Source organism: Hydrogenophaga sp. A37 (assembly GCF_002001205.1).
GTDB lineage: Bacteria > Pseudomonadota > Gammaproteobacteria > Burkholderiales > Burkholderiaceae_C > Hydrogenophaga.
The window spans coordinates 1-21,719 of the sequence record NZ_MUNZ01000166.1; the positions used below are offsets into that span (position 1 = coordinate 1).

Here is a 21,719-nt window from a genome sequence, read left to right on the forward strand (position 1 = left end):
ACAACTACCGCCCCCAGTTCTACTTCCGCACGACGGACGTGACGGGTGCCATCGAGCTGCCTGAAGGCAAAGAGATGGTGATGCCGGGTGACAACGTGTCGATCACGGTCAAGCTGATCAACCCCATCGCCATGGAAGAAGGTCTGCGCTTCGCCATTCGCGAAGGTGGTCGTACCGTCGGCGCCGGTGTCGTTGCCAAGATCATTGCGTAAGGAGCACACACATGTCTTCCAAGCAAAAGATCCGCATCCGCCTGAAGGCGTTTGACTACAAACTGATCGACACCTCGGCTGCCGAGATCGTGGACACCGCGAAGCGCACCGGCGCGATCGTCAAGGGCCCTGTGCCCCTCCCGACCCGCATGAAACGTTTCGACATTCTGCGTTCGCCGCACGTCAACAAGACGTCGCGCGACCAGTTGGAAATCCGCACCCACCAGCGTTTGATGGACATCGTGGACCCGACCGACAAGACGGTTGATGCCCTGATGAAGCTCGACCTGCCGGCCGGCGTGGACGTCGAAATCAAGCTGCAGTGATGCGAGCAGCAAGCTCGGCGACTGCTGGGCTTGCGCAAAAGAAGCCCGCTGGTTATACTGGCGGGCTTTCGGGCTTCTTGTCCGAGAGATTTTCGTTTTTCGGCGCTACCCAATCGGGTATGCCTTAACAACGTGTCGCAGCGGTACCGCAAGGTGCTGGCGGGCACACCATCAGCCCCGGCCAATTGAAGTCGGGAACGGAGAAAACAATGAGTCTTAGCAACTCCCTCGGGTTGTTGGGTCGCAAGGTGGGCATGATGCGTCTGTTCACCGATGATGGGGATGCAGTTCCTGTCACGGTGGTCGATGTGTCCAACAACCGTGTGACGCAAGTGAAAACCCAAGCCAACGATGGCTACGATGCGCTGCAGGTCACCTTTGGTGCCCGCCGTGCCTCCCGCGTCACCAAGCCCATCGCGGGCCACCTGGCCAAGGCCGGTGTTGAAGCGGGTGAAATCATTCAGGAATTCCGTGTCGCCGCTGACGTGGCTGCCCAGTACCAACCCGGTGCTGTGGTCGCTGCCAATGTGGTGTTTGCCGCTGGCCAGAAGGTGGATGTGCAAGGCACTTCCATCGGTAAAGGCTTCGCTGGCACCATCAAGCGCCACAACTTCAAATCCCAGCGCGCATCGCACGGCAACAGCCGTTCGCACAACGTGCCGGGCTCGATCTCCATGGCCCAGGATCCGGGTCGTGTGTTCCCGGGCAAGAAAATGACCGGCCACATGGGCGATCAGACCAAGACCATCCAGAACCTGGACATCTTCCGTGTCGACGAAGCCCGTCAGCTGCTGATGATCCGTGGCGCGGTGCCGGGTTCCAATGGCGGTTTTCTGACCGTCCTGCCCGCCATCAAAGCCAAAGTCAACAAGGGAGCTAACTGATGCAAGTTGAACTCCTGAACGACCAGGGTCAGGCTTCGTCCAATGTGGATGTGCCTGAGACCGTGTTTGGTCGTGACTACAACGAAGCGCTGATTCACCAACTGGTGGTGGCCTATCAAGCCAACGCCCGTCAAGGTACGCGTGCCCAAAAAGACCGTGAGCAGGTCCATCACTCGACCAAGAAGCCGTTCAAGCAAAAAGGCACGGGCCGCGCCCGCGCTGGTATGACCTCTTCCCCGCTGTGGCGCGGCGGTGGTCGTATCTTCCCGAACAGCCCGGATGAGAACTTCACCCAGAAGCTCAACAAGAAGATGTACCGCGCCGGCATGGCGTCCATCTTCTCGCAACTGGTGCGTGAAGGCCGTCTGGCCGTGGTCGATTCCATCAAGGTGGATTCGCCCAAGACCAAGCAGCTGGCCGACAAGTTCAAGGCCATGAACCTGAGCCATGTGCTGGTGATCGCCGAAGAAGTCGACGAGAACCTGTACCTGGCTTCGCGCAACCTGCCCAACGTGCTCGTCGTCGAGCCCCGTTATGCAGACCCTGTGTCGCTGGTGCACTACAAGAAGGTGCTCGTCACCAAGGCTGCCATCGACCAGCTCAAGGAGATGTTCGCATGAGCGTCACAAAATACGACGAAGGCCGTCTGATGCAGGTGCTCGTGGCACCGATCGTGTCGGAAAAGGCCACACAAGCCGCTGAGCAATCCAACGCTGTGCTGTTCAAGGTGCTGCGTGACGCTTCCAAACCTGAGATCAAGGCCGCTGTGGAACTGATGTTCAAGGTGCAGGTCAAGGGCGTCTCGGTACTCAACCAAAAGGGCAAATCCAAGCGCTTTGGCAAATCCGTTGGTCGCCGTGACCACGTGCGCAAGGCCTATGTGACGCTGATGCCGGGTCAGGAACTGAACTTCGGCGGGGAGGCTGTTTAATCATGGCAGTGATCAAGATGAAACCCACCTCACCAGGCCGTCGCGGCATGGTGAAGGTCACGCGTGACCACCTGCACAAGGGTGACGGTTACGCACCGCTGTTGGAACCCCAGCACCAGAAGGCTGGCCGCAACAACAACGGTCACATCACGGTTCGCCACAAAGGCGGGGGTGCCAAGCACCACTACCGCGTGGTCGACTTCCGTCGCAACAAGGACAACATCCCGGCCAAGGTCGAGCGCATTGAGTACGACCCGAACCGCACGGCGCACATCGCGTTGCTGTGTTACGCGGACGGCGAGCGTCGCTACATCATTGCCCCCCGTGGCGTTGAAGTGGGGGCAACGCTGTTGTCCGGTTCGGAATCGCCGATCCGTGTCGGCAACACCCTGCCGATCCGCAACATCCCCGTGGGTTCCACCATCCACTGCATCGAACTGCAGGTCGGCAAAGGCGCGCAAATCGCCCGTTCCGCTGGCGCTTCGGCGGTGTTGCTTGCTCGCGAAGGCATCTACGCCCAGGTTCGCATGCGTTCCGGCGAAGTGCGCAAGGTCCACGTGGACTGCCGCGCCACCATTGGTGAAGTGTCCAACACCGAGCACAGCCTGCGTCAGTTGGGCAAGGCCGGTGTGAAGCGTCACATGGGCATCCGCCCGACCGTTCGCGGTACCGCGATGAACCCGATCGATCACCCGCACGGTGGTGGTGAAGGCAAGACCGGCGAAGGCCGCGCTCCGGTGGATCCGTGGGGCAACCTGACCAAGGGATATCGCACCCGCAACAACCGCCGCACGCAGTCGATGATCGTCTCGCGTCGCAAGAAGTAAAGGGTTGACAACATGACTCGCTCACTCAAAAAAGGCCCCTTCATTGACCATCACCTGATGGCCAAAGTGGAGAAGGCCGTGTCCACCAAGGACAAAAAGCCCGTCAAGACCTGGTCGCGTCGCTCAATGATCCTGCCCGAGTTCATCGGCCTGACGATCGCTGTGCACAACGGCAAGCAGCACGTGCCTGTGTACATCACCGATCAAATGGTGGGTCACAAGCTCGGCGAGTTTTCGCTGACGCGCACGTTCAAAGGCCACCCGGCCGACAAAAAAGCCAAGAAGTAAGGAACCACCATGACCACAGAAACTAGCTCTGTCGTTCGCGGCGTGCGCCTGTCGGTTGACAAAGGCCGATTGGTTGCTGACCTGATTCGCGGCAAGAAAGTCGACCAAGCCTTGAACATCCTGGCCTTCACGCAGAAGAAGGCTGCTGGCATCGTCAAGAAGGCGCTTGATTCCGCGATCGCCAACGCCGAGCACAACGACGGCGCCGACATCGATGAACTGTTCGTGAAAACGATCTACGTCGAACAAGGCACCACACTCAAGCGTTTTTCGGCCCGCGCCAAAGGCCGTGGCAACCGTATCAGCAAACCCACCTGTCACATCTATGTGACAGTTGGCAACTGAAGAGGTCACAGGAATATGGGACAGAAAATCAACCCCACCGGGTTCCGCCTCGCAGTTTCCCGCAACTGGGCCAGCCGCTGGTACGCAAGCAACCGTGACTTCGCCGGCATGCTGGCCGAAGACATCAAGGTGCGCGAGTACCTCAAGGGCAAGCTGAAGAACGCCGCCGTGTCGCGCGTCGTGATCGAGCGCCCCGCCAAGAACGCCCGCATCACCATCTACTCGGCACGGCCGGGCGTGGTGATCGGCAAGAAGGGCGAGGACATCGAGAAGCTGAAGAAAGACCTGGCCGCCAAGCTGGGTGTGCCGGTTGCAGTGAACATCGAAGAAGTGCGCAAGCCTGAAATCGATGCCAAGCTGATCGCCGACTCCATCACGCAGCAGCTCGAAAAACGGATCATGTTCCGCCGCGCCATGAAGCGTGCGATGCAGAACGCCATGCGTCTGGGTGCCCTGGGCATCAAGATCATGTCGTCCGGTCGTCTGAACGGTATCGAGATCGCCCGCTGCGAGTGGTATCGCGAAGGCCGCGTGCCGCTTCACACCCTGCGCGCTGATATCGACTACGGCACGTCCGAAGCCAAGACCACCTACGGCATCATCGGTGTCAAGGTCTGGGTCTACAAGGGCGACACCCTGGGCCGCAACGATGCGCCCGTGGCCGCCGAAGCACCGCGTTCCGAAGAAGACCGTCGTCCGCGCGGTCCGCGCCGTGAGCGTCCAGCAGGTCCTCCTGCCCGCGCTGCGGTTCGCCGCCCTGGCGCCAATGCCGCACCGGCCGATGGCAGCGACAAGCCTGCCGAAGCCACTGCAGGCACCGACAAACCCGCCGTTAAGCGCGTTCGCAAAGACGCACCCGCAGGGGCACCTGCGGACGGTAAAGGAGAATAAACATGCTGCAACCCGCTCGCCGCAAGTACCGTAAAGAGCAAAAAGGCCGCAATACCGGCGTCGCCACCAGTGGCGCGACGGTGGCTTTTGGTGACTTCGGTCTGAAGTCCACCGACCGTGGCCGTCTGACGGCCCGCCAGATCGAAGCCGCACGCCGTGCGATTTCCCGTCACGTGAAGCGTGGCGGCCGCATCTGGATCCGCGTGTTCCCAGACAAGCCGATTTCCCAGAAGCCTGCCGAAGTCCGCATGGGCAACGGCAAGGGTTCGGTGGAGTACTACGTGGCTGAAATTCAGCCCGGCAAGGTGCTCTACGAAATCGTGGGTGTGACCGAAGAGTTGGCTCGTGAAGCCTTCACGCTGGCCGCCGCCAAACTTCCCCTGCGCACCACGTTCGTGACGCGCATGTTGGGTCAGTGATTCAGGAGAACATAGATGAAAACTGCTGAACTGCGCCAAAAGGATGTGGCCGGCCTCGAAGCCGAAGTGAAGTCTCTGCAGAAGGCCCATTTCGGTCTTCGCATGCAGAAAGCCACGCAACAACTCAACAACAACGCCACGTTGGGCGACACCCGTCGTTCCATTGCCCGTGCCAAGACGATTCTGGCCGAGAAGCAGCGTGCTGCTGCGGCCAAATAAGGAGCGAACCCATGACGGAAGCTAAAACATCCCTCAAGCGCACCTTGATCGGCAAGGTCGTGAGCGACAAGCGCACCAAAACCGTGACGGTTCTGGTGGAGCGTCGCGTCAAGCACGAGCTCTACGACAAGATCGTTGCGAAGTCCAGCAAGTACCACGCCCATGATGAAAAGGGCGAGTACAAGATGGGCGACGTCATCGAAATCTCCGAGAGCCGTCCGCTGTCGAAGACGAAAAACTGGGTGGCCACCCGCTTGGTGCAAAAAGCCGAGCTGGTGTAAGCCTGTTCCCGCTGCTCGCAGCGTGGATCTGAAAAGCGACCGACAATTCGGTCGCTTTTTTCTTTTCTGGCCCCCGGTTTTCAAGGGGCTCACGACAACGGCCTGCGGGCCATCACACGAGGAGCAACACATGATTCAGGTTGGCGACAAGATCCCGGCGGCCACGCTGATGGAATACATCGAGGTTGAAGGCGGTGGCTGCAGCATCGGCCCGAACCCGGTGGACACCATCAAGGCCAGCGCCGGCAAGACGATTGCGCTGTTTGCCCTGCCCGGTGCGTTCACGCCAACGTGCTCGGCCAAGCACGTGCCCGGTTTTGTCGAGCAGCACGAGGCCTTCAAGGCCGCAGGCGTCGACGAGATCTGGTGTCTGAGCGTCAACGACGCGTTCGTGATGGGTGCCTGGGCGCGTGACCAGAAGACCGGCGACAAGGTGCGCATGTTGGCCGATGGCGACGCTGCATTCGCCAAGGCCACTGGCCTGACGTTGGACCTCACCGGCAAGGGCCTGGGCTTGCGCAGTAACCGCTATTCGATGCTTGTCAAGGATGGCGTGGTCAAGACGCTCAACATCGAAGGCCCAGGTAAGTTCGAGGTGAGCGATGCCGCCACCTTGGTGACACAGGCCAGCGCAGGCGCCTGATTTTCAGGCCTGATTCCCAAACAGAAGGGGCGGTGTGATGGACCACACCGCCCCTTCTGTTTGGTGTTGAACGGAGGTCAGAGGCTGAGCTTGAGGTAGTGCGCGCCGGGAATGGGGTTGTGGTAATAGGGCTCGGTCTCGACGAAGCCCACCTCCTGGTAGAGCGCCCGGGCTGACTCCATGTCGCTCAGGGTGTCCAGCAGCATGGTGGTGTAGCCGGCACGCTGGGCCAGTTCAATGATGGCCTCCACCAGTTGGCGCCCCAGACCCAAACCTCGGTAGCCGTTGCGCACAAAAAGGCGCTTCATCTCGCAGGCGTTCAAGTGGTCGCTGTTGATCAAGGGCCTGAAAGCGCAGCAGCCGGCAGGTTGGCCGTCGACAGTGGCCAGCAGCAGTGCCCCGGAGGGTTCAACATAGGCGCCGGGCAGTTCGTTCAGTTCCTGTTCAAAGCCCTGAAAGCACAGGTCGATGCCCAGATCGGTCTGGTAGTCCTGAAACAAGTGGCGAACGGCAAGCAACTGCTCGGGCGTTTGGGCCGGGGTCAAGGACAGCGCGGTCGCGTGTTGGGGGGCTGGCATGGGGTGACAAGAAGGTCCAGAGGCGCACTATACGACAGCCCTCCAGCATCGAAAACGGTCACGCGCTCATGTTGCCCAGGCTGACCAGACCGTACACCGCTGCCGCGCACAGGCCAAACACCACCAGAGCGGCGATGCGGGAACCCGCAGTGTCGTGGGCACTGGGCGCGGGGAAGCTGACTTCCTTGTCACCGATCACCATGGGTCGCACCAGGTTGTCTTTCTTCACGAGTTTGTAGAAGGCAATGGCCAGCAGGTGAATCACCACCAGCGCGAGCACGATGAACTTGCCGACGTTCTTGTGGTAACTGGTGGCATCGCTGATGGTCTCCCCCGACACGAAGCGCACCAGTGGGCCGGTGAAGGCAATCTCGTCGTCGGCGATCAAACCCGTGCCGACCTGGGCCAGCAGGATGAACAGCAGCGCAAGCACCGACAGCATGCCCAGCGGGTTGTGACCGATTTGGTGTTCTGGTTTGGCATGGCCTCGCAGATAAGCCAACACCGTGGACGGTCCATAGACGAAGTTGCTGAAGCGTGACCAGTGACCCCCTACGAAGCCCCAGACCAGTCGGAACAGCAGCAGGCTCAGTACCGTGTAGCCCAGCCGGAGGTGCCAGTTCATCCAGTTGCCACCCACGTTGGCGGTGACGATCGAACCGATGAAGCAGACCACCAGAGCCCAGTGGAAGAGTCGGGTGGGCAGGTCCCAGACGCGAACGACGTGCATGTGGCGGGTATCCAGAAGCGGTTGAAAGATCGGTAGAGAAGATACACGGACTTCGGTTCCTGCGGAACTTTTTCCCACGTCATCAACTCACGCTCGGGTAGCTCCCACGGCTACCTTGCTCGAAAACCAACTTTTCTGTTCAGGAGTCTCCATGAAATTGCTTGCTTCGTTCACGCTCGCGGCCGCCGCTTCCATGCTGTCGCTGCCGGCCATGGCGCAGTTCCAGAAGCCCGAAGACGCCGTCAAGTACCGCAAAGCCGCCATGACGGTGATGGGGGCCCACTTTGGGCGGATCGGTGCCATGGCCAGTGAAAAGGCCCCGTTTGACGCCAAGATCGCGGCCGAGAACGCCGCCATCGTTGAAGCCATGAGCAAGCTGCCGTGGGCGGGTTTCGTGGCCGGATCCGACAAGGGTGAAACCCGAGCCAAGCCGGAAATCTGGGAAGAGCAGGCCAAGTTCAAGAAGGGCGCAGACGACATGCAGGCTGCTGCGGCTCAACTCAACACCGCCGCCAAAACGGGCAATCTGGATGCCATCAAAACCGCGTTCGGCGCCGCCGGCAAGAGCTGCAAAGCCTGCCACGATGCCTACCGCAAAGAGTGAGACAACACGTCAACCGCACACCTGAATGAAGAAGGGGCTGGTGTCCAACGACACCAGCCCCTTCTTCATGCGCACCCAGCGAGGCTCAACTTTTCGCCAGCAGTTCCTCAATCAGGCTGTGCAGGGCGGTGAAGTCGGGCTCGCCAACGAAGCGCTTGACGATGAGTCCCTGTTTGTCCAGAAGGTAGGTGGTGGGCGTGAGCTTCACGTCGCCCCAGCTCTTGGCGATGTCCCCGGTGTTGTCGAGAGCCACCTTGAAGGGCAGCTGGCGGGTCTGCGCGTAGTTGAGCACCCAGGCGGGCTGGTCGTAGCTCATCGCTACCGCCACCGTTTCGAAACCCTTGGCCTGGTACTTGTTGAATGTGGACACCAGCGATGGCATTTCTTTGACACAGGTCACGCAGGTGGTGGCCCAGAAATTCACCAGCGTCACCTTGCCCTTGAGCTGCTCGGTCGTGGTGGTGGTGCCGTCGAGCAAAACGAAATTGGAGGCCGGGGCTTCATCGCCGGCGGCACATCCGCTCAGACCCAGCACACCGGCACCAGCCAGGACAAGCAAGACAGTAAGGGAGCGGCGGCGGTGGAAAAAATCGGGCGTCATGGAGCGTCAGTGAAGGGGGGCACGGGGTGTGTGATCACCCGATTGTCCGGGAGTTCACTCTTTGACGCCAACACGCCGGTCAACGAAGCCGTTTGCGGGCTTCCTGGAGACGGGTGTCCAGGTACTCGCCATAGAAGTCAGCCACCGCCACCCCCACCAGGCGCTCGGCCAGCTCCTGGCCTTGCGGGCCCAGAAACAGCACCGTGGGGGTGAAGCGTGCCTTCCACACCCCGGCCTGTTCGGCCGGCGTGGTGGTTTCGCCATGAAAGCCTTGCAGGTTGCTGGCGCGGTCTCGGGTGTCGATCTGCACCGCCTGCACCTGTCCGGCGCGCCGCATGGGCAGCAGGTGGTGGTTGCGCACCAGGTCGCAGTAAGGGCAACCGGCCAGTGTGGTCATCACCACCAGAGGTTCGCCCAGGGCTGCAGCGGCCTGGGCGGCGCCGCGCAGCGACGCGGGAGTGGGCAGAGCGGTTGGTGTGGCGGGGGCCATGGCGTCCTCGTTGATTGAATATCAGCGGATGCTGATGTAAATCAGACGATACCGCGTCCCCGGAGTTCTGCCAACCGGATTTCACCGGCGCCCAGCCAGTCGGCCAGCACCTCCGAGGTGTGTTCCCCCAGCAGGGGCGGTGGCAGGTCGCTGCGCACGGGCGTGGCGCTGAGCTTGAGTGGGCTGGCGACCAGGTCCACCGCGTCGGCCAGTGGGTGCTGCCAGGTCTGCACCATGTCGCGCGCTTGCACCTGGGGGTCGGCAAACACCTCGGCCAGGTTGTTGATCGGGCCGCCGGGCACCTTGGCGGCTTCCAACGCGGCCAGCCATTCGGCCTTGCTGCGGGTTTTCATGATCGCTTCTAGCAGCGGCACCAGCACGTCTCGGTGGCGCACGCGGTTCTGGTTGCGGGCGAAGCGCTCGTCCGCCGCCAGCTCAGGGCAGCCTGCCACCTCGCAGAACTTGGCGAACTGGCTGTCGTTGCCCACGGCCAGGATGACATGTTGCACCTGGCCCTGCGCGTCCGGCGCCACTTCAAACACCTGGTACGGCACGATGTTGACGTGCGCGTTGCCCGCTCGGCCGGGCACCTGGCCGTCCTCGCGGCCGCGCACCAGGTAGTTGGCGCCCAGGTTGGCGAGCATGGCGACCTGCGTGTCGAGCAGGGCCATGTCGATGTGCTGACCCTCGCCGGTGCGTTCGGCGTGGCGCAGCGCGGCCTGGATGGCGACGGTGGCGTAGAGCCCGGTGAACAGGTCGGCCACCGCCACGCCCACCTTCTGTGGACCGCCGCCGGGCAGGTCGTCGCGTTCGCCGGTCACGCTCATGAGCCCGCCCATACCCTGGATCGCGTAGTCGTAGCCCGCGCGGTCTTTGTACGGCCCGGTCTGGCCGAAGCCAGTGATGGAGCAGTAGACGAGCTTGGGGTTGAGGGCGTGCAGCGAGGCAAAGTTCAGCCCGTAACGCGCCATGTCGCCGACCTTGTAGTTCTCCACGAACACATCGGCTTTCGCGGCCAGCTCCCGGATCAGCGCCTGGCCTTCGGGCTGCGCGATGTCGCAGGTGATGGAGCGCTTGTTGCGGTTGGCGCCGAGGTAGTAGGCCGCCTCGGCGGTGTCGGCGCCGTCGCGGCCTTGCAGGAAGGGCGGGCCCCAGCCGCGCGTGTCGTCTCCGCCGGGGTGACTGGGACCGGGCGGGCGCTCCACCTTCACCACGTCGGCGCCCAGATCCGCCAGCGTCTGGGTGCACCAGGGGCCGGCGAGCACGCGGGACAAATCGAGTATGCGGATACCATCCAATGCGTTCATCGGGCCATTGTGCCCGCCGCGGCGGCGCCACACTGTCGCGTCTTTCCGGAGACTCCGTTGCCGATTTCCTCCCGCGCCGCTGCGCTGACCGCGTTGCTGGCCCTGGGCGCCTGCAGCCCCACTTTCAACTGGCGCGAGCTGCGCCTGGACGGCACCCCACTGCTGGCGCTCATGCCCTGCAAACCCGAGAGCGCCACGCGAGCGGTGCCGCTGGCCGGCACGTCCACCGAGCTGCACATGCACAGCTGCGAAGCCGGGGGCCTGCGCTTTGCGGTGGCCTGGGCCGATGTGGGCGACGCCGTCCAGGTGGCGCCCGCGCTCGCGGCCTGGCGCAGTGCGAGCCTGCAGTCCATCCGCGTGGTGCCCACGTTGGCCGACGACCCCTCCACTCAGTGGGACGTGACCGTGGCCGGGGCACCCTCGGTGCTGGGGGTGAGGGCGCAAGGCCAGGACCCGCAGGGCCAACCAGTGCAGACGCGCGCCGCGTACTTCGCCCAGGGATCACGGGTTTTTCAGGCGGCGGTCTACGGCGGGACGCTGCCGGACGAGGCGGTGGAGCCGTTTTTCGCCGGCCTGCGCCTGTCGGCCCCATGAGCCACGTCACCGAGCCATTGGCACCGACGGAGAACGAATGGCTGGGCGCACGCCAGGCGGTGTGGGTGTTTCTGGCGTTTGCGCTGGCCTACTTTCTGTCGGCGTTGGTGCGCGCCGTCACGGCCACGCTCTCGCCGGTGCTCAGCGCCGAGCTCGCGCTCACTGCCAGCGACCTGGGCTTGCTGGCGGGCGGCTATTTCTTCGGGTTTGCGCTCACCCAGTTGCCGCTGGGCGTCTGGCTGGATCGTCACGGCCCGCGCCGTGTGATCCTCGCCTTTCTCGGTGTGGCCGTGCTGGGCTGTGCGGCGTTTGCGATGGCCACCAGCTTCGCCGGCCTGCTGGCCGCGCGCGTCCTGACGGGCATGGGCGTGAGTGCCTGCCTCATGGCACCGCTCACGGGATACCGGCGCTGGCTGCCGCCGGCCACGCAGATGCGGGCGAACTCCTGGATGCTGATGACGGGCTCGCTGGGCATGGTGGCCTCCACGCTGCCGGTGCAGTGGCTGATGCCGGTGCTGGGCTGGCGAGGCCTGTTCTGGGGACTGGCGGCGCTGGTGCTGGTGTCGATGCTCGGGCTGGCCGCGATGGTGCCGGCCTGGCGGAAGGCGGCGGATGCCCCTGCGTCTGTCTCACCCCCGGTGGGGTACCGCGACATCTGGCGCCATCCCTACTTCCGCCAGATGCTGCCGATCGGCTTCTTCAACTACGGCGGCATGGTCGCGGTGCAGACGCTGTGGGCCGGACCGTGGATGGTGAAAGTGGCCGGCTACACGCCAGCGCAGTCGGCGCTGGGCCTGTTCGGCATCAACCTGTGCATGCTCATGGCGTTCTGGCTCTGGGGCGTGGTCAATCCGCACCTGGCGCGCCGGGGCCCGCGGGCCGAGCGGCTCATCGCCTGGGGGCTGCCGTCGAGCTTTCTGATGCTGGGGTCGATCATCTGGCTCGGGGCGGGCGCCGGCTGGCCGCTGTGGGCGGCGTTCTGCGTCTGCAGCACCTTCGTGTCCTTGTCACAGCCCGCGGTGGCACTGGCGCTGCCCGCGCAAGCAGCGGGGCGTGCGCTCTCGGCCTACAACCTGGTGATCTTCGCGGGCGTGTTCAGCGTGCAGTGGGTGATCGGCCTGCTGATCGATGCCTTCGGCCGGATCGGTTGGAACACCCTGGACAGCTTTCGCGGCGCCATCGGTGTCTTCGGTCTGTGTTGTTTGTGGGCGTACGCCCTCTTTTTGCGCGGATACCGCCTGCAGTCCGCGAGCGCTCGGGGCTAAACTCCCGGAGATGAACGGCATCCTCATCATTGCCCACGCGCCCCTGGCTTCGGCCTTGCGGCAGTGTGTGTTGCATGTGTTTCCCGACAGCGCTGATGCGGTGTCGGCCCTGGATGTTCAACCCAACGCGCCGCCCGAAGAGTCGCTGGCCCAGGCACGCATCCTCATGCGGCAGTTGAACCAGCCCAACACCCTGGTCGTGACCGACGTGTTTGGCGCCACACCCTGTAACGTGGCACAAAAGCTGGTGGATGGCGTGCAGTCCAAGCTGATCGCTGGTGTCAATTTGCCGATGCTGCTGCGCACCGTGTCGTACCGGCACGAGTCGCTGGACGCGCTGATCACGCGCGCCATGATCGGGGCGACGCAGGGTGTGATCCAGGTGGCCGTGACCGCACCCCAAAATCAGGCGAGAAGAACAACCCATGATCAAGACCACCGTGACCATCAGCAATAAGCTCGGGCTGCATGCCCGCGCTTCGGCCAAACTCACCAAACTGGCGGGCATGCACACCTGCGAAGTGTGGATGTCGCGCGGCGAGCGTCGCATCAACGCCAAGAGCATCATGGGCGTCATGATGCTGGCCGCCGGCCTGGGCAGTTCGGTCGAGGTCGAAACCAACGGTGCCGACGAGCAAGCCGCCATGGACGCCATCGTGGCGCTGATCAACGACAAGTTCGGCGAGGGAGAGTGATGCTGATGCCCCCACGCTCCGCCGCTGCGCGGGTCGCTGCCCCCCGAGGGGGCTGTTTCGCCTTGGGGCGGCCCGGCGGCGAAACGGTCATTGACCTCAGGCGTTCCGGCTCGGAGCGGGCATGAGCTTCACCGTCCACGGTCTCGCGGTCTCCCGGGGCATTGCCATCGGGCGGGCGGTGATCGTGGCGTCCAGCCGCATGGACGTGGCGCACTACTTCGTCAAAGCCGATCAGGTCGATGCCGAGATCCTGCGTCTGCGCCACGCGCGCAACGCCGTCATCGAAGAAATCGAGCGGGTGCAAGGCAGCTTGGGTGAGCTGGGCTCCAACGACGCCCACCCCGAACTCAGCGCCCTGCTCGACGTGCACCTCATGCTGCTGCAGGACGAGCAGCTCACCAGCGGTGTCAAGCACTGGATCACCCACCGCCACTACAACGCTGAGTGGGCGTTGACCACCCAGCTGGAGGTGATCGCGCGCCAGTTCGACGAGATGGAAGACCCCTACCTGCGCGAGCGCAAGGCCGATCTGGAGCAGGTGGTGGAGCGCATGCTGCGTTACATGCGCGGCGTGGCCTCGCCCGTGGCCGCCCCGGCACCGGCGGGTGCTGCCGGCAAGGGCGAAACCCTGTTCGACCCCACGGTCGACGTGCCGCTGGTGCTGATCGCGCACGACCTCTCGCCGGCCGACATGCTTCAGTTCAAGCAGAGCGTGTTCGCCGGCTTCGTCACCGACGTGGGTGGCAAGACCAGTCACACCGCCATCGTTGCGCGCAGCATGGACATCCCCGCCGTGGTTGGCGCGCGCTCGGCCAGCCACCTGATCAATCAGGACGACTGGGTCATCATCGACGGCGATGCCGGCGTGGTGGTGGTCGACCCCTCGCCCATCTTGCTGGCCGAATACGGCTTCAAGCAGCGTCAGGGCGAGGTGGAGCGGGAGCGCCTCTCGCGCCTGAAAAACACCCCGGCCGTCACGCTCGACGGGCAGAAGATCGAGCTGCTTGCCAACATTGAACAACCCGAAGACGCGGTCGGCGCGCTCAAGGCCGGCGCCGTGGGCGTGGGCCTGTTCCGCACCGAGTTTCTTTTCATGGGTCGCAACGGCCAGCTGCCCGACGAAGAAGAGCAGTTCAGCGCCTACCGCCGCGCGGTGGAGGGCATGCAGGGCTTGCCGGTCACCGTGCGCACGGTGGATGTGGGGGCCGACAAACCGCTGGACCGCTCACCCGTGCGTGCTGGCGAAGACCACCTCAACCCGGCGCTGGGCTTGCGTGCCATCCGATGGAGCCTGGCCGATCCGGCCATGTTCCTGGCGCAGTTGCGCGCCATTCTGCGGGCCGCCGCGTTTGGGCCCATCAACCTACTGGTTCCCATGCTGGCCCACGCCAGTGAAATCCGCCAGACCCTGGCGCTGGTCGACAAAGCCCGTGCGCAGCTCGATGCGCGCGGTCAGGTGCACGGCCCCGTGCGGCTGGGCGCGATGATCGAGGTGCCCGCCGCGGCGCTGACGATCCCGCTGTTCCTGCGCTACTTCGACTTCCTGTCCATCGGCACCAACGACCTCATCCAGTACACGCTGGCCATCGACCGCGCCGATGAGGCCGTGTCGCACCTCTACGACCCGGTGCACCCGGCGGTGCTGCACCTGCTGGCGAGCACCATCTCGCAGTGCCGTGCGCAGGGCAAAGGGGTGAGCGTTTGTGGGGAAATGGCCGGCGACGTGACCATGACGCGCCTGCTGCTCGGCCTGGGCCTGCGCAGTTTCTCCATGCATCCTTCGCAGATCCTCGCGGTCAAACAACAGATCTTGCGCTGCGACACCACCAAGCTCGCCACCTGGGCGCAGACGGTGCTGGCGGCCGAGGACCCGGCTGCGTTGATGGCGGATTAGGTACCCCCGCGCCGCTGAGCGTCACCTTCAGGAAGCAACGCGAGTGGCTCGGCGGAGCCGGTTTCACCGCGTTCTGGGTTCGGGCACGCGCTTCGGACGCGACGCTCGCCGTTTCCTGCCGATGGCTTCAGTTTGCCAGGCCTCTATCGGCGCGTCGCCATCACCGCTGCGCCGATGATCATTACCGCCGCCACGGCCACCGATGCGCTGGGTGTTTCACCGCGCACCCAGAGCAGTGTGAGGGTGGACAGCAGCGGCGTGAGGAAGCTGAGAACACCGATTTGTCGCGCGTCGCCGCGTTTGAGCGCCGCATCCCACAGGAAGAAGGCGCCGCCCAGTGGGCCGAGGCCGAGCACGGCGATCAGGCCCCAGTCGCGGGCTGACAGCGCCACCACCGGCTCCAGCGCCGCGTGGCACAGCAGCGAGAGCAGGCCCGAGGCGAGGGCGAAGCTGCCGATGGCGGCGGTGGGAAATGCGGTGACGCGTTTCGTCATCAGCGAGTAGCTGGCCCAGATGAAGGCCGAGGCCGCTGCCGGGATGTAGCCCCAGGCCCATACCGCCTGGGCACCATCACCGCCGCGCCCGAGGATCGCGAGCGCCGCGCCGGCGAAGCCGAGCAGGGCGGCGAGCACGTGGCGCGTGGTGAGTGACACCCCTGGCAGGAAGAGCGGCGCCATGACCACGATGCCCAGCGGCCACAAATAGTTCACCAGGTTCGCTTGCACGGGAGGCGCATGGCGCAGCGCGATGAAGAGCAAAAAGTGAAAACCGAACAAGCCGTACACCCCCAGCGCCAGCGTGCTGGAGGGCACGCGCCACTGGCGCACATCAAAACGCGACAGCGGCAGCGCGATCAGGCTGCCGATGAGCAGCGCCAGCCCTGTCAGCAGGAACGGCGGCACGTGCGTGAGCGACACGCCCAGCGCGGCGAGCGACGCCCACAGGACGATGGCGCCGAGCGCCAGCAGGTTCGCCGTCATGCCGTTGCGCCGTCTGTGCGGGGTGGCATTTGATCCATGACAAGGACAGAGGGCAGGGTCACGTTTGATACTCTGGTGGGTATTTTTCTTCAAAGGACATCGCGTGAGCACGTTTGACCACAGTGGCCTGATTCAGGACATCAACGAAAGCTTGGCACCGTTTCGAAAGGCCCAGCCTGAAGCCATGGCCGGCTTTGGTGCGCTGGCCAAAGCCGCCATCACCGACGGCGTGCTGAGTGCCAAGCAGAAGGAATTGATCGCGCTCGCCATCGGCGTGACGCAGCGCTGCTCGGGCTGTATCGGCTTTCACGTGAAGGCACTGCTCCGTCTGGAATGTTCCCGCGCCGAGCTGGAGGAAATGCTGGCAGTCTGCGTGTACATGGGCGGTGGACCAGCGCTGATGTACGCGGCCGAGGCCATCACGGCCTGGGACAAGATGAACCCGGCCAAAGCCTGAGTTCACTGCACGATCAGACCTTGCCAGCTGACGCGTTGAGCGCGTTGTGCGCCTGCTGGTCGGCATGGTACGAGCTGCGCACCATGGCGCCCACGGCGGCATGGGTGAAGCCCATCTTGTAGGCCTCGGCCTCGAACATCTTGAAGGTGTCCGGGTGCACATAACGGCGCACCGGCAGGTGGTGGCCGCTGGGCGCGAGGTACTGGCCGATGGTCAGCATCTCGATGTTGTGCGCGCGCATGTCGCGCATCACGTCCAGGATCTCTTCATCCGTCTCGCCCAGGCCCACCATCAGGCCGCTCTTGGTGGGCACGTGCGGGAACAGGGCCTTGAACTTCTTGAGCAGGTTCAGGCTGAACTGGTAATCCGACCCCGGGCGCGCTTCCTTGTAAAGACGCGGTGCGGTCTCCAGGTTGTGGTTCATCACGTCGGGTGGTGCGGCCTTCAGGATCTCCAGCGCGCGGTCGTCACGGCCGCGGAAGTCGGGCACCAGCACCTCGATCTGCGTGTCCGGTGACAGTTCGCGGGTCTTCTGAATGCAGGCCACGAAATGGCCGGCGCCGCCGTCGCGCAAATCATCGCGGTCCACACTGGTGATCACCACGTACTTGAGTTTGAGCTGGGCAATCGTCTTGGCCAGGTTCTCGGGTTCGTTCAGGTCCAGCGGGTCGGGGCGGCCGTGGCCCACGTCACAGAACGGGCAGCGGCGCGTGCACTTGTCGCCCATGATCATGAAGGTGGCCGTGCCTTTGCCGAAGCACTCGCCGATGTTGGGGCAACTCGCCTCTTCGCAGACGGTGACCAGCTTGTTGGCACGCAGCACGTCCTTGATCTCGTAGAAGCGGGTGGTGGGCGAACCGGCCTTGACGCGGATCCAATCGGGCTTCTTCAGCACCTCGGCCGGCACGATCTTGATCGGAATGCGTGAGGTCTTGGCCTGGCTCTTCTGCTTGGCGGTGGCGTCGTAGCCGGCTGCGGCCTGTGGTGTGTCGGGGCGGGTCATGGCGTGGGCGCGGGTGGCGCAAGAGCGTTCAAGGGCTGAGGGTGGCGCCGAGCTTCTGGCTCAGGACCTGGGCCGCTTCATCCCATGAAACGGCGACCCCGATTGTAGAAAGGTCCACCGTCTGAAGGCCGGCATATCCACACGGGTTGATGCGCGTGTAGGGTTGAAGGTCCATGGCGACGTTGAGTGCCACGCCATGGTAGGTGCAGTGCCGGCTGACCTTGATGCCCAGGGCGGCGATCTTGCCCAGACCGCCGAAATGTGGATCGGCTGCAGGCTGCTGGCCTTCCACTTTTTTCTGGGGGCGCTGCGGCAGCACAGCGTGGCTGGCGGGGTCGTCCAGCCGCACGTAGATGCCTGGCGCACCGCCCACGCGGTGGCCGGTCACGCCGAAGTGGTCCAGCGTGCGGATCACCGCCTCTTCGATGCGGTAGACGTATTCCTTGACGAAGTAGCCGGCACGCTGCAGATCAATCAGCGGGTAGGCCACCACCTGGCCCGGGCCGTGGTAGGTCACCTGGCCGCCGCGGTTGGTCCTGACCACCGGGATGTCGCCCGGCGCGAGCAGGTGGTCGTCTTTACCCGCGATGCCCTGGGTGAACACGGGCGGGTGCTCACAGACCCAGAGTTCGTCGGACGTTTCGGCGGTGCGCGCCTCGGTGAACGCCACCATGGCGTCATAGGTGGGTGCGTAGTCCACCCGACCGAGGTGGCAGATCTGCATGTCTAGAGAACGATCTTGACCATCGGGTGAGTGGTCAGCGTGCGGTACAGCTCATCGAGCTGCTCGCGGCTGGTCACGTACACCGACAGCGTGAGACCCATGTAGTTGCCGGCCTTGCTCGGCCGCAACTCGATGGTTGAGGCATCGAAGCTGGGGTCGAAGGCCTTGGCCACATGGGTCATGGCCGTGACGTAGCCATCCACGTTGGCGCCCATCACCTTGATGGGAAAGTGGCAGGGGTACTCGATGAGCGATTGTTCGGGCGGGATTTCGCGGGGCATGTCCATAGAGGCTCCTCAAATCGACTGACTGGCCTTGGCTTGTTGGTAAGCGGCGGACAGGCGGCTGTAGATGGGGCCCGGGCGACCACGCGTGGCGCCATGGCCCACGGGGTGGCCGTCCAGGATGGTGACGGGCAACACCTCTTTGGTGGCGGACGACAACATCAGTTCGTCGGCCTCCAGTTCGGTGCGTGTGATGCGCCGCAGGTCGAAAGGGATGCCATGCGTTTGACACATTTCTTCGACTAAACCGAAGCGTATGCCTTCTAGCAACAGGTGGTCCTTTGGCGGGCCCATCACCACACCATCCTTGACCACCCACACGTTATTGGATGCTGCCTCGCTGAGGTGGTCGTCGCGAAACATCACGGTATCGACCGCGCCCATGTCGGCGCTGACCTGCCGCGACATCCGCGTGTGACCTGGATGTAGACCAATTGTTTGGATGCCCCGGTGGACACCATGTGTGCGTTGATCACGCGCCGGGCCATGACCAGCCACTCGGCATGGCTGTGCGGTTATGAATGCGCAACGCGACGAGCGAGCGGTCCAGCCAAGCCATGTCATGCTCGATGTGAAAAATGTGGCCCTCGTAGGCAGGTAGCACTTCATAGACACCGTCGCAAAAAATGAAGCCTCTGTCCATCACGCTGACCTTGGCGTCGCACAACCGCATGGTCTCGCCATCAGGTGGCACAGCGATTCGGGCAGTGGTGGCGGAAGGTCGGGGGTGGTGCCCGGCATCGGTATGTTCATGCAGAGCAATTATCCGTCGCCCTTGGTGCGTGCACCGTCTCGCTCGCGGAGTGCCTTGACGGGAGGATGGGGTTTCTACGTATAATCAACGGCTGTGCCAAATCGCATGCCTTTGTAACCTGTCAGTAATTTGCCATGTCGACAATACCGACGGTGGGGTCGACGTCGCGAACCTCTGATGCTTGGGAAGATGGGGCGGTTGACCCCGATTTCAAGCCCCTCACGCATGAAGAAGCGTTGCAGTGGCGGCGCAGTCAGCCCGCGTTGTCGGCCTGGCGCCTGGTCGGTGTGCAAGTGCTGGTGGGGCTGGTGACCGGAATGTTGGGGTGGTTGTTCACCCGTTCGGTTCCGGTGGCTTCTTCGGTGTTGTACGGCGCAGCTTCGGTGGTGATCCCGACGGCCTTGATGGCCTGGGGTATGACGTCGAGTGCTTTGTCCCGTCGATCGGCGGGGCATGTGATCTCGATGTTCATGAGTTTTGTTTTGTGGGAGGGGGTCAAGATTCTGTTGGCGGTGGCCATGTTGTGGTCGGCGCCCAGAATCGTTCCCGACCTGAACTGGCTGGCCCTGGTGGCGGGCCTGGTGATTGTGTTGAAGGTGTACTGGTTTGGATTCTGGATCCAGACCCGTCGTTGAATAAATCGGTTGATGGACGCAAACAAACATGGCTGCTGAAGGTAACGCAATCACCCCGGGTGAATACATCCGGCACCACCTGGTTCACTTGAACAACTCGGGTGAAAAGCAGCAATCCATTGTGGATTTTTCGATCATCAACCTGGACTCCGTGGTGTTCAGTGTGGTGCTCGGCGCCCTCGTGTGTTTCCTGCTCTGGCGCGCCGCGCGCAAGGCTTCGGCCGGCACGCCGGGTCGCTTCCAGGCTGCCGTGGAAATACTGGTTGAAATGGTGGATGGTCAGGCCAAGTCGGTGATCCACAACGCCGAGAGCCGCAAGCTGGTGGCACCTCTTGCGCTGACGGTGTTCGTCTGGATTTTCATGATGAACTTCATGGACATGCTGCCGGTCGACTTGATACCGCGTCTCTGGTCCGAGTACTACTCCGCCACCGGCCACGATCCGCACCACGCCTATCTCCGTGTTGTGCCCACCGCCGATCTGTCGACCACGCTGGGTCTGTCGATCTCGGTGCTGTTGCTTTGCCTGTTCTACAACATCAAGATCAAGGGCATCGGTGGCTGGTCGCACGAACTGGTGACCGCTCCGTTCGGCACCAGCAAAAATCCGATCGCGGCCTTGCTGCTGGGGGTGGTGAATTTTTCTATGCAAATGATCGAGTTCGTGGCCAAGACGGTTTCACACGGCATGCGGTTGTTTGGCAACATGTTCGCGGGTGAGCTGGTGTTCATGCTGATTGCGTTGCTGGGTGGTTTTGCCGCCTTCTCGCTCAGCGGTGGACTGTTCTTCATCGGACATGTGATCGCAGGCACGGTGTGGACCATCTTCCATATTTTGATCATCACCTTGCAGGCGTTCATTTTCATGATGCTGGCCCTGATTTACCTCGGGCAGGCGCATGACGCTCACTAAGCGGCGCGGGTTTCCCGTTCGCTGAGTTTTCTCTCTCCCTTTCTCTTTAATCTTTTCTCCATCTCAAAGGAAACATCATGGAAAACGTTCTGGGTCTCGTCGCACTGGCTTGCGGTCTTATCGTCGGTCTGGGTGCCTTGGGCGCTTCGGTTGGCATCGGCATGATGGGCGGCAAGTTCCTCGAGTCCGGCGCCCGTCAGCCTGAGCTGATGAACGACCTGCAAACCAAGATGTTCCTGCTGGCCGGTCTGATCGACGCCGCCTTCCTGATCGGCGTGGCCATCGCCCTGCTGTTCGCTTTCGCCAATCCCTTCACGCTGGCCTGATGGTTCTTGCTGCCGTGCGCGGCGGCCAGGGTTGGTCGGACGCTGAGTCCGGTCGTACCAGCGCCGCCGAAGCCGCAGCAAACACGTCTACTCCCTTGTCAACACACAGAAAGGCGTTGCGATGAATATCAATGCAACCCTCTTCGCGCAGGCCGTCGTCTTTGCGATCCTGGTGTGGTTCACGATGACCTTCGTGTGGCCACCCATCGCCAAAGCTCTTGACGAGCGTGCGTTGAAGATTTCCGAAGGCCTGGCCTCGGCTGAAAAAGCCAAGTCCGAGCTCGCTGTCGCCAACAAGCGCGTGGAAGAAGAGTTGAGCCAATCGCGCAACGAGTCGGCCATCCGTCTGGCCGACGCCGAGCGCCGTGCACAGACCGTGATCGAAGAGGCCAAGGCGCGTGCGACCGAAGAAGCCGCCAAGATCGTGGCTGCCGCTCACCAGGAAGCACAAGCTCAGGTCGTCAAGGCACGTGAAGCGCTGCGCGAAGAAGTGGCCTCCCTGGCTGTCAAGGGTGCCGAGCAGATCCTCAAGCGCGAAGTCAACGCCGGTGTTCACGCCGAGTTGCTGGGTCGCCTGAAGACCGAACTCTGATCCCGCGATCCTCCACGCTTTCCCCAG

The 21,719-nt window shown here is 63.1% G+C and carries 34 protein-coding genes and 1 pseudogene; 24 read left to right on the forward strand and 11 right to left on the reverse strand.

The window, feature by feature from the left end; genetic code table 11:
* From tuf to B0E41_RS22330, 13 genes and pseudogenes are all read left to right on the forward strand, one after another.
* Nucleotides 1-212 (forward strand): annotated as a pseudogene (tuf, locus tag B0E41_RS22270) (elongation factor Tu); the annotation flags it as partial.
* 11 nt (nt 213-223) lie between these two features.
* A complete protein-coding gene (rpsJ, locus tag B0E41_RS22275; protein ID WP_068174613.1) occupies nt 224-538 on the forward strand; it encodes a 30S ribosomal protein S10 in 315 nt (104 codons plus the stop codon).
* A gap of 209 nt (nt 539-747) precedes the next feature.
* Nucleotides 748-1,422 (forward strand): 50S ribosomal protein L3, encoded by a 675-nt coding sequence (gene rplC / locus B0E41_RS22280; protein WP_077334592.1) that lies wholly within the window; start codon nt 748-750, stop codon nt 1,420-1,422.
* Nucleotides 1,422-2,042: a 50S ribosomal protein L4 gene (rplD, locus tag B0E41_RS22285; protein ID WP_077334594.1), complete on the forward strand. Its 621-nt coding sequence runs from the start codon at nt 1,422-1,424 to the stop codon at nt 2,040-2,042. The genes rplC and rplD overlap by 1 nt, the downstream gene beginning before the upstream one ends.
* The gene (gene rplW, locus B0E41_RS22290; RefSeq protein WP_077334596.1) at nt 2,039-2,353 is read left to right on the forward strand and encodes a 50S ribosomal protein L23; all 315 of its coding nucleotides are present in this window, start codon (nt 2,039-2,041) and stop codon (nt 2,351-2,353) included. The genes rplD and rplW overlap by 4 nt, the downstream gene beginning before the upstream one ends.
* A 2-nt stretch (nt 2,354-2,355) precedes the next feature.
* Complete coding sequence (gene rplB / locus B0E41_RS22295; RefSeq protein ID WP_077334598.1) at nt 2,356-3,180, forward strand: 50S ribosomal protein L2; 825 nt, start codon at nt 2,356-2,358, stop codon at nt 3,178-3,180.
* A gap of 12 nt (nt 3,181-3,192) precedes the next feature.
* Nucleotides 3,193-3,468 carry a 30S ribosomal protein S19 gene (gene rpsS / locus B0E41_RS22300; protein WP_077334601.1) on the forward strand — a complete coding sequence of 92 codons (276 nt, stop codon included), beginning with the start codon at nt 3,193-3,195 and terminating at the stop codon, nt 3,466-3,468.
* A gap of 9 nt (nt 3,469-3,477) precedes the next feature.
* The gene (gene rplV / locus B0E41_RS22305) at nt 3,478-3,813 is read left to right on the forward strand and encodes a 50S ribosomal protein L22 (protein WP_077334603.1); all 336 of its coding nucleotides are present in this window, start codon (nt 3,478-3,480) and stop codon (nt 3,811-3,813) included.
* Nucleotides 3,814-3,828: 15 nt separating this feature from the next.
* Nucleotides 3,829-4,704, forward strand: coding sequence for a 30S ribosomal protein S3 (gene rpsC, locus B0E41_RS22310; RefSeq protein WP_077334605.1), 876 nt, complete (start codon nt 3,829-3,831; stop codon nt 4,702-4,704).
* A gap of 2 nt (nt 4,705-4,706) precedes the next feature.
* A complete protein-coding gene (gene rplP, locus B0E41_RS22315; RefSeq protein WP_077334607.1) occupies nt 4,707-5,123 on the forward strand; it encodes a 50S ribosomal protein L16 in 417 nt (138 codons plus the stop codon).
* A 15-nt stretch (nt 5,124-5,138) separates the two neighbouring features.
* Nucleotides 5,139-5,342 carry a 50S ribosomal protein L29 gene (gene rpmC, locus B0E41_RS22320; RefSeq protein ID WP_077334609.1) on the forward strand — a complete coding sequence of 68 codons (204 nt, stop codon included), beginning with the start codon at nt 5,139-5,141 and terminating at the stop codon, nt 5,340-5,342.
* Nucleotides 5,343-5,353: 11 nt separating this feature from the next.
* Nucleotides 5,354-5,623 carry a 30S ribosomal protein S17 gene (rpsQ, locus tag B0E41_RS22325; protein WP_077334611.1) on the forward strand — a complete coding sequence of 90 codons (270 nt, stop codon included), beginning with the start codon at nt 5,354-5,356 and terminating at the stop codon, nt 5,621-5,623.
* Between the two features lie 130 nt (nt 5,624-5,753).
* Nucleotides 5,754-6,266, forward strand: a complete 513-nt coding sequence (locus tag B0E41_RS22330; RefSeq protein ID WP_077334613.1) for a peroxiredoxin — start codon at nt 5,754-5,756, stop codon at nt 6,264-6,266.
* A gap of 77 nt (nt 6,267-6,343) precedes the next feature.
* Here B0E41_RS22330 and B0E41_RS22335 read toward each other — a convergent pair whose 3' ends face one another.
* Both B0E41_RS22335 and B0E41_RS22340 read right to left on the reverse strand, forming a co-directional pair.
* Entirely contained in the window at nt 6,344-6,844 is a 501-nt protein-coding gene (locus tag B0E41_RS22335; RefSeq protein WP_077334615.1) for a GNAT family N-acetyltransferase, read from the reverse strand.
* A 58-nt stretch (nt 6,845-6,902) separates the two neighbouring features.
* Nucleotides 6,903-7,574 carry a cytochrome b/b6 domain-containing protein gene (locus B0E41_RS22340; protein ID WP_077334617.1) on the reverse strand — a complete coding sequence of 224 codons (672 nt, stop codon included), beginning with the start codon at nt 7,572-7,574 and terminating at the stop codon, nt 6,903-6,905.
* Nucleotides 7,575-7,725: 151 nt separating this feature from the next.
* On the opposite strand from B0E41_RS22340, the gene B0E41_RS22345 reads away from it, so the two are divergent.
* A complete protein-coding gene (locus B0E41_RS22345; protein ID WP_077334619.1) occupies nt 7,726-8,178 on the forward strand; it encodes a cytochrome c in 453 nt (150 codons plus the stop codon).
* 85 nt (nt 8,179-8,263) lie between these two features.
* Here B0E41_RS22345 and B0E41_RS22350 read toward each other — a convergent pair whose 3' ends face one another.
* The 3 genes from B0E41_RS22350 to B0E41_RS22360 form a co-directional block, all read right to left on the reverse strand.
* Nucleotides 8,264-8,779, reverse strand: a complete 516-nt coding sequence (locus B0E41_RS22350; protein ID WP_077334621.1) for a TlpA disulfide reductase family protein — start codon at nt 8,777-8,779, stop codon at nt 8,264-8,266.
* 79 nt (nt 8,780-8,858) lie between these two features.
* Nucleotides 8,859-9,269 (reverse strand): thioredoxin fold domain-containing protein, encoded by a 411-nt coding sequence (locus B0E41_RS26835; protein WP_143433969.1) that lies wholly within the window; start codon nt 9,267-9,269, stop codon nt 8,859-8,861.
* A 41-nt stretch (nt 9,270-9,310) separates the two neighbouring features.
* Nucleotides 9,311-10,576, reverse strand: a complete 1,266-nt coding sequence (locus B0E41_RS22360; RefSeq protein ID WP_077334665.1) for a CaiB/BaiF CoA-transferase family protein — start codon at nt 10,574-10,576, stop codon at nt 9,311-9,313.
* A gap of 57 nt (nt 10,577-10,633) precedes the next feature.
* Here B0E41_RS22360 and B0E41_RS22365 point away from each other — a divergent pair, with 57 nt between their 5' ends.
* The 5 genes from B0E41_RS22365 to ptsP all read left to right on the forward strand — a co-directional run bounded on the left by B0E41_RS22365 (nt 10,634) and on the right by ptsP (nt 15,024).
* Complete coding sequence (locus tag B0E41_RS22365; protein WP_077334625.1) at nt 10,634-11,170, forward strand: hypothetical protein; 537 nt, start codon at nt 10,634-10,636, stop codon at nt 11,168-11,170.
* The gene (locus tag B0E41_RS22370; RefSeq protein WP_077334627.1) at nt 11,167-12,435 is read left to right on the forward strand and encodes an MFS transporter; all 1,269 of its coding nucleotides are present in this window, start codon (nt 11,167-11,169) and stop codon (nt 12,433-12,435) included. The genes B0E41_RS22365 and B0E41_RS22370 overlap by 4 nt, the downstream gene beginning before the upstream one ends.
* Nucleotides 12,436-12,445: 10 nt before the next feature.
* Complete coding sequence (locus B0E41_RS22375) at nt 12,446-12,892, forward strand: PTS fructose transporter subunit IIA (protein ID WP_077334629.1); 447 nt, start codon at nt 12,446-12,448, stop codon at nt 12,890-12,892.
* Nucleotides 12,861-13,130: an HPr family phosphocarrier protein gene (locus B0E41_RS22380; RefSeq protein WP_077334631.1), complete on the forward strand. Its 270-nt coding sequence runs from the start codon at nt 12,861-12,863 to the stop codon at nt 13,128-13,130. Before B0E41_RS22375 ends, B0E41_RS22380 begins: the two co-directional genes overlap by 32 nt.
* A gap of 121 nt (nt 13,131-13,251) precedes the next feature.
* Nucleotides 13,252-15,024 carry a phosphoenolpyruvate--protein phosphotransferase gene (gene ptsP, locus B0E41_RS22385; RefSeq protein ID WP_077334633.1) on the forward strand — a complete coding sequence of 591 codons (1,773 nt, stop codon included), beginning with the start codon at nt 13,252-13,254 and terminating at the stop codon, nt 15,022-15,024.
* Between the two features lie 143 nt (nt 15,025-15,167).
* Here the strand turns inward: ptsP and B0E41_RS22390 are convergent, their stop codons facing one another.
* Nucleotides 15,168-16,004 carry a DMT family transporter gene (locus B0E41_RS22390; RefSeq protein WP_077334635.1) on the reverse strand — a complete coding sequence of 279 codons (837 nt, stop codon included), beginning with the start codon at nt 16,002-16,004 and terminating at the stop codon, nt 15,168-15,170.
* Between the two features lie 103 nt (nt 16,005-16,107).
* Between B0E41_RS22390 and B0E41_RS22395 the strand changes: the two genes are divergently transcribed.
* Entirely contained in the window at nt 16,108-16,461 is a 354-nt protein-coding gene (locus B0E41_RS22395; RefSeq protein ID WP_171984846.1) for a carboxymuconolactone decarboxylase family protein, read from the forward strand.
* A 13-nt stretch (nt 16,462-16,474) separates the two neighbouring features.
* Here the strand turns inward: B0E41_RS22395 and lipA are convergent, their stop codons facing one another.
* From lipA to B0E41_RS27845, 5 genes are all read right to left on the reverse strand, one after another.
* Complete coding sequence (lipA, locus tag B0E41_RS22400; protein WP_077334636.1) at nt 16,475-17,464, reverse strand: lipoyl synthase; 990 nt, start codon at nt 17,462-17,464, stop codon at nt 16,475-16,477.
* A gap of 28 nt (nt 17,465-17,492) precedes the next feature.
* A complete protein-coding gene (gene lipB / locus B0E41_RS22405; RefSeq protein WP_077334638.1) occupies nt 17,493-18,188 on the reverse strand; it encodes a lipoyl(octanoyl) transferase LipB in 696 nt (231 codons plus the stop codon).
* Between the two features lie 2 nt (nt 18,189-18,190).
* On the reverse strand, nt 18,191-18,475 hold the full coding sequence (locus B0E41_RS22410) for a DUF493 family protein (RefSeq protein ID WP_077334640.1): 285 nt from the start codon (nt 18,473-18,475) through the stop codon (nt 18,191-18,193).
* A gap of 9 nt (nt 18,476-18,484) precedes the next feature.
* Entirely contained in the window at nt 18,485-18,856 is a 372-nt protein-coding gene (locus B0E41_RS27840; RefSeq protein WP_363352437.1) for an aminotransferase class IV, read from the reverse strand.
* Nucleotides 18,857-18,944: 88 nt separating this feature from the next.
* The gene (locus B0E41_RS27845; protein ID WP_363352440.1) at nt 18,945-19,145 is read right to left on the reverse strand and encodes a hypothetical protein; all 201 of its coding nucleotides are present in this window, start codon (nt 19,143-19,145) and stop codon (nt 18,945-18,947) included.
* Between the two features lie 215 nt (nt 19,146-19,360).
* Here B0E41_RS27845 and B0E41_RS22420 point away from each other — a divergent pair, with 215 nt between their 5' ends.
* The 4 genes from B0E41_RS22420 to B0E41_RS22435 all read left to right on the forward strand — a co-directional run bounded on the left by B0E41_RS22420 (nt 19,361) and on the right by B0E41_RS22435 (nt 21,692).
* Nucleotides 19,361-19,861: an ATP synthase subunit I gene (locus B0E41_RS22420; protein ID WP_077334642.1), complete on the forward strand. Its 501-nt coding sequence runs from the start codon at nt 19,361-19,363 to the stop codon at nt 19,859-19,861.
* A gap of 28 nt (nt 19,862-19,889) precedes the next feature.
* On the forward strand, nt 19,890-20,774 hold the full coding sequence (atpB, locus tag B0E41_RS22425; RefSeq protein WP_077334644.1) for a F0F1 ATP synthase subunit A: 885 nt from the start codon (nt 19,890-19,892) through the stop codon (nt 20,772-20,774).
* 77 nt (nt 20,775-20,851) lie between these two features.
* Complete coding sequence (gene atpE, locus B0E41_RS22430) at nt 20,852-21,100, forward strand: F0F1 ATP synthase subunit C (protein WP_077334647.1); 249 nt, start codon at nt 20,852-20,854, stop codon at nt 21,098-21,100.
* Nucleotides 21,101-21,221: 121 nt separating this feature from the next.
* Nucleotides 21,222-21,692: a F0F1 ATP synthase subunit B gene (locus B0E41_RS22435; RefSeq protein WP_077334649.1), complete on the forward strand. Its 471-nt coding sequence runs from the start codon at nt 21,222-21,224 to the stop codon at nt 21,690-21,692.
* Nucleotides 21,693-21,719: the final 27 nt, after the last annotated feature.

Bases quoted from the DNA above. Each gene is read 5' to 3' on its own strand.
- rpsJ (WP_068174613.1), top strand. From the start codon at position 224: ATGTCTTCCAAGCAAAAGATCCGCATCCGCCTGAAGGCGTTTGACTAC.
- rplC (WP_077334592.1), top strand. From the start codon at position 748: ATGAGTCTTAGCAACTCCCTCGGGTTGTTGGGTCGCAAGGTGGGCATG.
- rplD (WP_077334594.1), top strand. From the start codon at position 1,422: ATGCAAGTTGAACTCCTGAACGACCAGGGTCAGGCTTCGTCCAATGTG.
- rplW (WP_077334596.1), top strand. From the start codon at position 2,039: ATGAGCGTCACAAAATACGACGAAGGCCGTCTGATGCAGGTGCTCGTG.
- rplB (WP_077334598.1), top strand. From the start codon at position 2,356: ATGGCAGTGATCAAGATGAAACCCACCTCACCAGGCCGTCGCGGCATG.
- rpsS (WP_077334601.1), top strand. From the start codon at position 3,193: ATGACTCGCTCACTCAAAAAAGGCCCCTTCATTGACCATCACCTGATG.
- rplV (WP_077334603.1), top strand. From the start codon at position 3,478: ATGACCACAGAAACTAGCTCTGTCGTTCGCGGCGTGCGCCTGTCGGTT.
- rpsC (WP_077334605.1), top strand. From the start codon at position 3,829: ATGGGACAGAAAATCAACCCCACCGGGTTCCGCCTCGCAGTTTCCCGC.
- rplP (WP_077334607.1), top strand. From the start codon at position 4,707: ATGCTGCAACCCGCTCGCCGCAAGTACCGTAAAGAGCAAAAAGGCCGC.
- rpmC (WP_077334609.1), top strand. From the start codon at position 5,139: ATGAAAACTGCTGAACTGCGCCAAAAGGATGTGGCCGGCCTCGAAGCC.
- rpsQ (WP_077334611.1), top strand. From the start codon at position 5,354: ATGACGGAAGCTAAAACATCCCTCAAGCGCACCTTGATCGGCAAGGTC.
- B0E41_RS22330 (WP_077334613.1), top strand. From the start codon at position 5,754: ATGATTCAGGTTGGCGACAAGATCCCGGCGGCCACGCTGATGGAATAC.
- B0E41_RS22335 (WP_077334615.1), bottom strand. From the start codon at position 6,844: ATGCCAGCCCCCCAACACGCGACCGCGCTGTCCTTGACCCCGGCCCAA.
- B0E41_RS22340 (WP_077334617.1), bottom strand. From the start codon at position 7,574: ATGCACGTCGTTCGCGTCTGGGACCTGCCCACCCGACTCTTCCACTGG.
- B0E41_RS22345 (WP_077334619.1), top strand. From the start codon at position 7,726: ATGAAATTGCTTGCTTCGTTCACGCTCGCGGCCGCCGCTTCCATGCTG.
- B0E41_RS22350 (WP_077334621.1), bottom strand. From the start codon at position 8,779: ATGACGCCCGATTTTTTCCACCGCCGCCGCTCCCTTACTGTCTTGCTT.
- B0E41_RS26835 (WP_143433969.1), bottom strand. From the start codon at position 9,269: ATGGCCCCCGCCACACCAACCGCTCTGCCCACTCCCGCGTCGCTGCGC.
- B0E41_RS22360 (WP_077334665.1), bottom strand. From the start codon at position 10,576: ATGAACGCATTGGATGGTATCCGCATACTCGATTTGTCCCGCGTGCTC.
- B0E41_RS22370 (WP_077334627.1), top strand. From the start codon at position 11,167: ATGAGCCACGTCACCGAGCCATTGGCACCGACGGAGAACGAATGGCTG.
- B0E41_RS22375 (WP_077334629.1), top strand. From the start codon at position 12,446: ATGAACGGCATCCTCATCATTGCCCACGCGCCCCTGGCTTCGGCCTTG.
- B0E41_RS22380 (WP_077334631.1), top strand. From the start codon at position 12,861: ATGATCAAGACCACCGTGACCATCAGCAATAAGCTCGGGCTGCATGCC.
- ptsP (WP_077334633.1), top strand. From the start codon at position 13,252: ATGAGCTTCACCGTCCACGGTCTCGCGGTCTCCCGGGGCATTGCCATC.
- B0E41_RS22390 (WP_077334635.1), bottom strand. From the start codon at position 16,004: ATGACGGCGAACCTGCTGGCGCTCGGCGCCATCGTCCTGTGGGCGTCG.
- lipA (WP_077334636.1), bottom strand. From the start codon at position 17,464: ATGACCCGCCCCGACACACCACAGGCCGCAGCCGGCTACGACGCCACC.
- lipB (WP_077334638.1), bottom strand. From the start codon at position 18,188: ATGCAGATCTGCCACCTCGGTCGGGTGGACTACGCACCCACCTATGAC.
- B0E41_RS22410 (WP_077334640.1), bottom strand. From the start codon at position 18,475: ATGGACATGCCCCGCGAAATCCCGCCCGAACAATCGCTCATCGAGTAC.
- B0E41_RS27840 (WP_363352437.1), bottom strand. From the start codon at position 18,856: ATGGGCGCGGTCGATACCGTGATGTTTCGCGACGACCACCTCAGCGAG.
- B0E41_RS27845 (WP_363352440.1), bottom strand. From the start codon at position 19,145: ATGCGGTTGTGCGACGCCAAGGTCAGCGTGATGGACAGAGGCTTCATT.
- B0E41_RS22420 (WP_077334642.1), top strand. From the start codon at position 19,361: ATGTCGACAATACCGACGGTGGGGTCGACGTCGCGAACCTCTGATGCT.
- atpB (WP_077334644.1), top strand. From the start codon at position 19,890: ATGGCTGCTGAAGGTAACGCAATCACCCCGGGTGAATACATCCGGCAC.
- atpE (WP_077334647.1), top strand. From the start codon at position 20,852: ATGGAAAACGTTCTGGGTCTCGTCGCACTGGCTTGCGGTCTTATCGTC.
- B0E41_RS22435 (WP_077334649.1), top strand. From the start codon at position 21,222: ATGAATATCAATGCAACCCTCTTCGCGCAGGCCGTCGTCTTTGCGATC.